Genomic DNA, 8,644 nt, shown 5'->3' on the forward strand with positions numbered 1-8,644 from the left:
GATGGCAGAGAGGTCACACCCGTTCCCATACCGAACACGGAAGTTAAGCTCTCTAGCGCCGATGGTAGTTGGGACCTTGTCCCTGTGAGAGTAGGACGTCGCCAAGCAACTTTAAGACGAGTCAGAATGACTCGTCTTTTTTGTATGCTTTCATACCTCTATCAATTGCATTTTTAACCCCTTCTAAATAAGAAAATCCATATTTTTTATCTGGCTCTAAGTAAGTTCCTTCCGCCCACTCGTTCCATGCGTTAATAAATAAAAACTCGCTGTTATAAAAAGAGTAAGTACGATGAATTTGCTTGCTTAAATATATGGTGAACTTTTCAGGGGTAGAACCTACAAAGATGCTGCTATTCGCGTTTTTACGTCGTGCAGTATTATCCCAATCAACAAAAGCCCCGGGAAATGTTTTTTTCTTTGGGAGCGATCGTTGTAATATATACATCCATACTTTATCGTAGTCCCAAACATTTAATTGCATATCAGAATCATATATTACCTTATTTATGTCTGAAGAGCTATCATGGGCAATTGTATAGAAAGGTTCAAACTGAATGCTGGCATCGAATCCATTTATATTAGGTAGTGGAAAACTGTTTAATGTTTCAGCAAAGTATATACCTTTTAAACCATTTTCTCGCGCTAATGCATTCCAGTAATTAAGCATTTTTTCACAATCAGGAATATGTCCTGGACGATAAATAATGAATAGAGGTTTATCATCTATATAAATATATCTCTCATCTTGGAAAGCCTGTAATAAATAATCAAAGTGTTCCTTCCAATCAGATATATCTCCGTAGTCTTGAGGCATTAATATATGTTTATCGAGACCATCCCAAGATTTTGTCCATGGTTCATTTGCCCAAGAAAGACAAAAAGGGAAGTCAGGTTCCTTCATCTTTAGTACCTCATTAAAGGGTGTTTCTAATAGTCTTTTTCCCTTAAACCAGTAATGATAATAACAAAAACCATATATACCGTATGCTTTAGCGATTTCCGCTTGCCACTTTCTTACGGAGGGGGTAGTTAAGTCGTAATAAAAATCTTGATAAGGTTCCCTAGGTTGATAATGTCCTGAAAATAAAGGTTGTGCACTTTTAGTATTTGTCCATTCAGTAAATCCTTTCCCCCACCATCGATCATTTTCTTTAATTTGATGGAATTGTGGTAAGTAAAAAGCGATTATTTTCAAGTTATATCCCCCTCATGTTTTTCGTAGTTCAAGTGTTGGGAAGTTATTCTTGATTTGGTGAAGCAATTTTAAAATAAGAGATATGTTATCTGTTTACTTTCTTTTTATGGTATGTATTGGATTTTTTTTAAGCTTACTTAATAAGAGAGTATTAGGTAATTTGATATATAGCTGAAATAGAAAGTGCTTTTCGTCATGAAATTTATTACGTTGAATGAAAGGAATTAAATTTTTTGAAGGACAAAGAGGGCCTGTGGTAATCGATTTACATCATCAAAAAAGTCTTGTAGCTTTAAATATTTCTCATAATGATTTTCAATATAAGTCCTAGGTATAACAGTTTCTCCGTAAAAACTACTATTTCTAACATCTCCTGCACCAGTAGGACTGTGAACAAATTTGCCATTTTCATAATCCGAGATGGCGCGATGTATATCTGGAAAAGCTTGAGATAAAGTTTTATGCCATCCTGTTTGAATTAATTCAGGATGTTCTTGGAATTGTTGACAAAAATCAAGAAAATAGCGCGCTTGTGTTGTTGCGATGAAGATTCCACCAGGGCGAAGAACTCTTGAAAATTCTTTTACCCAATTTTCTGCAGTTGCTTCGGATAAATGTGAGAATACAGAATAAGCGAATATGATATCTAATGAATTGTCACTAATAAATTCTACAGGGGGATGTGGACTTGCTGTTTTATATATCCCTCTTCCTAGTGTTTCATTACAAAGTGTGATCATCGCAGGATCGACATCAATGCCAAGTAAATTTTGATCAGAGGCATCTTTAAATAAGAAGCGTATAATTCTTCCCCATCCGCAGCCGAAGTCTAAAACTTTACTTTCTTTATTTAAGGGAACCCCTAAATTTTGGGCGTATTCTTTTATATGTCTATAAAACAAATATGCTTCGTAAAGAGCATGTTCATAGGAAGCACCTACAAATTGTTTTTGAATTTCTTCAGGAGGAAACCTAGGTACGGGAACCCCATTTATCGTTGTTTGTGAACAACTTTGTATAAATAAATTTAGAAGTTCGACATCAGATAGTGAATTAACAAGATGATCAAAATCACTTCCTAACTTAAATTTATTCATTTGTTAAACCTCCGAATTATATAGTGATTAAACTTTATTTTCTTGCTTTTTACTAATAAAAACATGTAAAAATTCAGCATCTAACCCTAGTGATCTATCCTTTTGTAAATAAACAATGGTATACATGTTTGCGTGTGTATAAATATATTCAATCATATCCTGCCCCCAATCGAACGTTACTAAAGATCCATTCTCATCAATAGGGTTTCCGTGATAAATGGGCTCTTCAATATATTCAATCACCTCTTGATTCATTCTTGCTCTTTGCACAGTTTTTGTGAGTGTAGGATACCAAGGGACAGTAAATACATGAGCGCCGCCAGGTTTTAATACTCGTTCTATTTCTTTAAAGGCTTTGTTTGGCGTCATTACATGCTCAAAAACGTCTTGAGTAATGAATAAATCAAAAGATTCATTTTCAAAAGTCATGTCTTCTAAGTTCTCACATCTAATACCTTGAAAGTATTGGCCAAGAGGATAATTTCTAAAGTATTGAGAATAAGTATAGTTTTTACAGTTTTTTAATAGTAGCTGAGTTGTAATTCCTCCAGGAGAGGATTCGTGGATACTATAGGAATCCCATTTTGGAAAAAATGTATGCAAGGCATGGATTAAAGCTCGCTGCCTTGGTATAGAGTTACATGTAGAACATAAATAATGATCTCTAAGCCAATCATTATGCTCTATAAATGTAGCTTTCTTTTCGCAAATAACGCAGTACCCATTATTGTGTTTCAAATTGATTTCCACACGACATCCCTCCTATGTTAAATGCAATCTATTTATGGAAAGTATGATACACGTCAACAATCAGCGAAATCAAAGGGGGAATGGGTGAAAGTTAGGTATCTCTTAAAATTGCGATTAGGAGAAGGGAATAATCAGTTGAAGAGAACCCCTAATCGAATTAAAGTTTCACTTTATGCTATGCGATGCATCAGCTTTTATTCATGGGAAAATGTATAGACTTAAAATATCCCTTTCGTGTATGGATACATTTCAAAATCCTGTGCGTATATTTCTGTAACTAAATCCATAGTTTCTTTATCATAAAAGCTTTCGTATGTTGGAAATCGTGGGAAGTCTGTATCTGTAATGCTAAGTTCTGCATAGCTCCCTGCATAAATCATCTTGTGTGCGCGATGATGATCTGAATTTGTAAGAAGTGCTAAAGGGGATTTTATCAAATCGTACGTGTGTTCTAGTTTGGTGATTTGTGTATTAAAATCTTCTAAAGGAATATAACATTGGATGAAGTTTTCTTCACCAGGGACGTATTGTTGACTAAAATGTATATCTAACGCTAGAGAATTGGAGCTGAATGCCTGAACGTAATATAAAAATTGTTTAAATGATATTCCTTGATTACTATATTTGTCATTATAAAAATAATGACGGATACTTTCCCATTGAGGGCTAGCATATGGGTTGTCAGCAAGTAATAGAAATGAGCTGACAGCCCTTGTATAGGGATTTCGCACAAGTTTACAAACATCCTTTTTACCCTCTAGAAGACCATTTTGTAACTCGGGTATGTAATTTGTATTGTTCTTATACACCCAGAACTCATAGTAATGAATAAAGTCATTGTATTTCTTTGCTTCAGTAAATAATCCGATTTGAAAAAAGAACCAATTAGCTAACGCGGTGCATCCGCTTCTATGACTCCAAAATAGTATAATCGGGAAGTCTTTATGGTAATGTGGAATTCGATCTTTATGTAGAATTACATGATTTAAAAGTTCTTGATTTATATTTTTCATGAGTTTCGCACTCCTTTTTGGGAAATTTGTGTATGTAGACGTTTTTTTTTGGGGTTAAACAAGTGAGGATTGTTTATTAAATATATTCATGGGGATGAGTAAATATTATGAGTGTTTTTGCAGTCAACCTGAATAAGGAAGCTATTCTAAAATGAAAATAGAAAATAAAGATAATGAAAATTTATAACAAACATACAATGATAAGAAGATGAATAATCGAAATGATCCAGTTTATTTGTGTATATTTTTAGGTTTGACGACGGGAAAAATTTATTACTAGAGAGATGATATTATGAGGAAGAATAATTATTTAATAGTAGGTGGAAATAGTTTCATTGGTATCAACCTCGCATTGGGTTTATTGAAACAGGGGCAAAATGTAAAAGTATTTTCCAGACATATAAATAATTTTCCTCAAAATATTATAAGTGAAGTTGAATTTATTAAAGGTGATTTAGAAAATGTTGAGGATATATATAAGGCTTTAGTGAATATAGATATTATTATTTATTTAGCTGCGACGTCTAACGTAGCAACTTCAATTGAAGATGTTTTCGGTGATATTAATAGCAGTCTATTTTTTCTTAATTTCATGGAAAGTGTTAAAGATTTTCGTATTAAAAAAATTATATTAGCTTCTTCGGGAGGCACAGTTTATGGTGAACCTGAATATTTGCCTATTGATGAGAAACATCCATTAAGACCACTTTCCCCGTATGGAATAACAAAAGTTTCGCTGGAGAATTATTTGTACTTTTATAAGAGAAAATATGGAATAGATTATGTTGTATGTAGATATTCTAATCCGTATGGAAAATACCAAAACCCCTTAAAAAAAGTTGGGGCGATAAATTGTTTTTTGTACCAGCATCTCAGTAATGAAAGGATTCATATATATGGGAATCCAGAGGAGATTATTAGAGATTATATTTATATCGATGATTTAGTTGAAATTACTATACAATTAGCACAATTAAATCAATTGAAATCTTGCGTATACAATATAGGGAGTGGCAAAGGTCTTTCTTTAAAACGAATTATAGTGGAATTAGAGAAAATAACAGAAAGAAAAGTGGATTTTATCTGTTACAAACAAAAACAAGAGAACGTTCAAAAAATCATTTTAAATATTGATAAGGTAAAACAAGAATTGAATTGGGAACCTAAAATAGATTTTAAACATGGGATTAGATTAAATAAGCTATGGATTGAAGAGTTCTTATATAGTAAAAAATAATAACCCACACTCTACTTGTATATAAGCAGAGCGTGGGTTATTATTTTGCTTCTTTTTCTATAACCCAAAGGTCTTGATGTTCCCACCAAAATCCTTCAGTATACTTTTTGATAATTGGGTTATGGGGTAATAATTTAATTTTGTCACACACGTAAGAGGGACTAACTATCGTTTGTCCGTATTGATTCACATCTAAATCGAATTGTTCACTAGAAGAGAGAAACCAATAGCCCTTTTCATTTAAATTTGGAAACCCGAAGTATTTTTTGCTTTGATAGCCATGGGTTGTGAAAATGAATAAACCACCAGGTGAAACAGCGTTATACAATGTTTGCAGCCAACGAAACCAAGTTGTATCAGGCATATGAGAGAAAAAGGATAGACAAAAAACGATATCGTACGTAGAGGAGTCCAATTTTAACTGTTCAGGCTCAGGATGAGATAATATAGAAGAATTATTTAATTTGTTTTCAATAAAGGAAATAGCCTCTTCGTGTATATCGCAAGCGGTTATACTCAAATTCGCTTGTAGATTTAATAAATGACGTGTTACGCAGCCGTATCCGGATGCAAATTCTAACAATTTAATTGGATTGCCTGTAGGAGGATAAAGGGAAGTAATTAAGTTTAAGAGTATTTGTGCTGAGTTTTGCCCATCTTTAAAGTAGTAATCTATCGCTTCTTTTTTTGATGGGAAGACGGGATTAGTGACAATGAACTGAAAGATATGATCCTCAGGATGGATACTTGCATTTACATTATAGTTGTGTGCGATTTGAGAAATTAAATCTTTATGTTCCTCTATAAAGTCTTTCAAAGAGTATTCCTCCCTTAAGTAATAGTAGCAACTTACTAGAGATATTGATGGCATAGAAAGCACATGTTTAAATTTTTAAGTATGCTTTAAGATGCTTTCTATATGTATACATTTTCATTTTAGAAATGTCGTCGATAGTAAATCTTTCTTTAATGAAATTTTGCATTTGTACAACTTCATTGTAATGGGAGTATGAATCTTCTGTTCTCGTTACGCTATTTAAATGTCGTCTATGATAGTTTAAGGGGGATGGATTGAAGTAAATATCTCCCTCTGTAAGAAGAGAAACGTAGAAAAACCAATCACCAGCTATTTTGAACTTCTCTAACTGTTTTTCTGTTTTCTTCATATCTATATTTTTAAAAACTACACTTGAAACATTAGGTATAGTGTTTTTGATAAGTAACGTATCTTGTATTTCTTCGACGCCTTTTCGAAAATAGGGGCCTTTCCATTTTTCTTTATCGATATCATTTGTGTAATTTAAATAATGATTAGCCAATACATTTCCTTGTTCATCAATTTGTTTTGATTGTGTGTAACTTAAGGTAATATTGTTATTTATATAAAACCCCTGTATCACCTCTTGTAAAAATGTCTTATCGCATAAGTCATCGGCCTCTGCGATCCAAATATAATCACCAGTTGCTGCAGAGACTCCTTTTATCCATTGTTTAAATACGGAACCAGAGTTTTTATCATTAATAATCTGTTGAACCTTCAGGTGGGGCTTATTTTCTTTTGAGAGCAGCTTTTTAAAAGTTGATACGCTATGATCAGTGGAGGCATCGTCTAAGAAAATTAGTTCGTAAAGAGGGTAGGTTTGGTTTAAGATTGATTCGATTCGAGCAGGTAAGTATTTTTCATAATTATAGTTCGGTATGATTACACTTATCTTTTTGTAATTATGTTCGAGAAGATCTAGTAATTGATAAATGTAATTAAGAAAATTGAAGTTTTTTTCGATAAGTTCTTGGCCCAAGCTTCCCTTTTGTAATCGTAATCCCTCATCGTGAATAAATTCATATATTTTCTCTAGCATTTTGGGTAAATTTAAAAAATCTACTAAGGCACCAGTTTTTTCTGTAACAACATCTTCAAAACCTCCAGCATTTTTAAACCCTATAACAGGAAGTTTTGCATCTAATGCTTCTAAAACAACATTTGGAAAAGGATCTTCCCTTGAAGTTAATAAGTATAAGTCAGCCCCGGCGTTATATAATCCAATATCGGGAGTAGGATCGACTAATGTGAAATGTGCTTTATATTTAGGGGGCAGTGTATTCAGGAATGGAACGTCCGTTCTCCCTACCCAAATGAAATGAATATCCTTGTGAGTCTTTCGTACTGAGTAAGAGATAAGTGAGAATAAATCTATTCCTTTTCGATAATCTGCGAAGCCTACACCTAAGATGATTTTGCTATCTAGAGGCAGGTTAAGCTTCTTACGTAACTCATTTCTAGCTTTTGCGATATTGTTTTTATAAGGGTTGTGGTTAAACAAACCTTGAGGGAGAATGTGACATTTTTGAGGATCCAATTCAGTGATTGTACGAAATTTTTCATATACGTATTGTGAAGGGAAGACAACTTTGTAAGCAAATTCAGCGATGTTTTTAGCTTTCCCTTCAGCAGAGTACTGTTGTATTAAATGCGGTAATTCATGTATTAATGAAACAACTTTTATATTGTGTCTAGCTAGTAATGCGACGATATCGCCACTTATGACAGTGCTACATATGGCGAGGGTAAAATCCTGTGATAATAAATCCTTTATTAATAATTCGACCTTTTCTTCTGTTTGATAACCTTGCTCGAGACAATAAACAGGACCGTACTTTTGAAAATCTGGAATTAAAATACCTGATCCAATAGAGATAATTGCAACAGAGTAATCAAAGTTTTCTTTAAGAGCCTTAATAGTATGTAAAGAAAGTAGCTGTGCTCCGTGGAAATGGGCATCATGGGATACATAAATTATCTTTTTATTAACATGCATTTCATAACGCCTCCTAAGTATATTAGATTTTAAAGGTAAAGAAGAGAAGTGTTTTATTTATAATCTCCCTAGAGATGAGCAGGAGGGAGGACGTACTAAAAGAAAAAATACTATTCTTAATATATATTTACTTGGTCGCACATTCATTCTTTAGAAAAGTATTAGTATTAAGTTAGAGAGTGTAGGCTGCAGATTGTTAGTTTGAATACATAAGTTTAAGAAGTTCTAAGGCTGTGTTAGAAATTAAGACAGGGTAAAGCTTTTATGATTTATAAAATAAAAAAGATAAAAGGTATTGACGGTTGATCTACGGGGGTGTAATATAGAACAAGTCGCCGATGACATTAACGTCGAAAGCGACAAACGAAATAAAAAACTTAGTTGACATCAATTAACGAAAGTGTTAACATAAGGAAGTCGCAAATGAGCGACTAAGTAGTTCTTTGAAAACTGAACGAAACAAACAACGTGAAACGTCAATTTTTATTTTAGATGCTAGACAAACTAACTTTATTGGAGAGTTTGATCCTGGC

The 8,644-nt window shown here is 33.2% G+C and carries 7 protein-coding genes and 1 rRNA gene; 2 read left to right on the forward strand and 6 right to left on the reverse strand.

The features are described from left to right. Positions 1-107: ribosomal RNA gene (rrf, locus tag ACTFSL_RS30890) — 5S ribosomal RNA — on the forward strand; the annotation flags it as partial. Positions 108-121: 14 nt separating this feature from the next. Here the strand turns inward: rrf and ACTFSL_RS30895 are convergent. The 4 genes from ACTFSL_RS30895 to ACTFSL_RS30910 form a co-directional block, all read right to left on the reverse strand. Continuing rightward, the gene (locus tag ACTFSL_RS30895) at positions 122-1,198 is read right to left on the reverse strand and encodes a glycosyltransferase WbsX family protein (protein ID WP_000690976.1); all 1,077 of its coding nucleotides are present in this window, start codon (positions 1,196-1,198) and stop codon (positions 122-124) included. A 224-nt stretch (positions 1,199-1,422) separates the two neighbouring features. Then, complete coding sequence (locus tag ACTFSL_RS30900; RefSeq protein ID WP_001031897.1) at positions 1,423-2,295, reverse strand: class I SAM-dependent methyltransferase; 873 nt, start codon at positions 2,293-2,295, stop codon at positions 1,423-1,425. Between the two features lie 27 nt (positions 2,296-2,322). After that, entirely contained in the window at positions 2,323-3,045 is a 723-nt protein-coding gene (locus ACTFSL_RS30905; protein ID WP_440042946.1) for a class I SAM-dependent methyltransferase, read from the reverse strand. A 218-nt stretch (positions 3,046-3,263) separates the two neighbouring features. After that, entirely contained in the window at positions 3,264-4,058 is a 795-nt protein-coding gene (locus ACTFSL_RS30910; protein ID WP_000790047.1) for a sulfotransferase family 2 domain-containing protein, read from the reverse strand. A gap of 292 nt (positions 4,059-4,350) precedes the next feature. Here ACTFSL_RS30910 and ACTFSL_RS30915 point away from each other — a divergent pair, with 292 nt between their 5' ends. Continuing rightward, on the forward strand, positions 4,351-5,295 hold the full coding sequence (locus ACTFSL_RS30915; RefSeq protein ID WP_001230827.1) for an NAD-dependent epimerase/dehydratase family protein: 945 nt from the start codon (positions 4,351-4,353) through the stop codon (positions 5,293-5,295). Between the two features lie 40 nt (positions 5,296-5,335). On the opposite strand, the gene ACTFSL_RS30920 is transcribed toward ACTFSL_RS30915, so the two are convergent. Beyond that, a complete protein-coding gene (locus ACTFSL_RS30920) occupies positions 5,336-6,112 on the reverse strand; it encodes a class I SAM-dependent methyltransferase (protein WP_000651232.1) in 777 nt (258 codons plus the stop codon). A gap of 67 nt (positions 6,113-6,179) precedes the next feature. Continuing rightward, complete coding sequence (locus ACTFSL_RS30925; RefSeq protein ID WP_440042948.1) at positions 6,180-8,111, reverse strand: glycosyltransferase; 1,932 nt, start codon at positions 8,109-8,111, stop codon at positions 6,180-6,182. Positions 8,112-8,644: the final 533 nt, after the last annotated feature.

The organism is Bacillus cereus group sp. MYBK108-1 (assembly GCF_051917185.1).
Taxonomy (GTDB): domain Bacteria; phylum Bacillota; class Bacilli; order Bacillales; family Bacillaceae_G; genus Bacillus_A; species Bacillus_A cereus.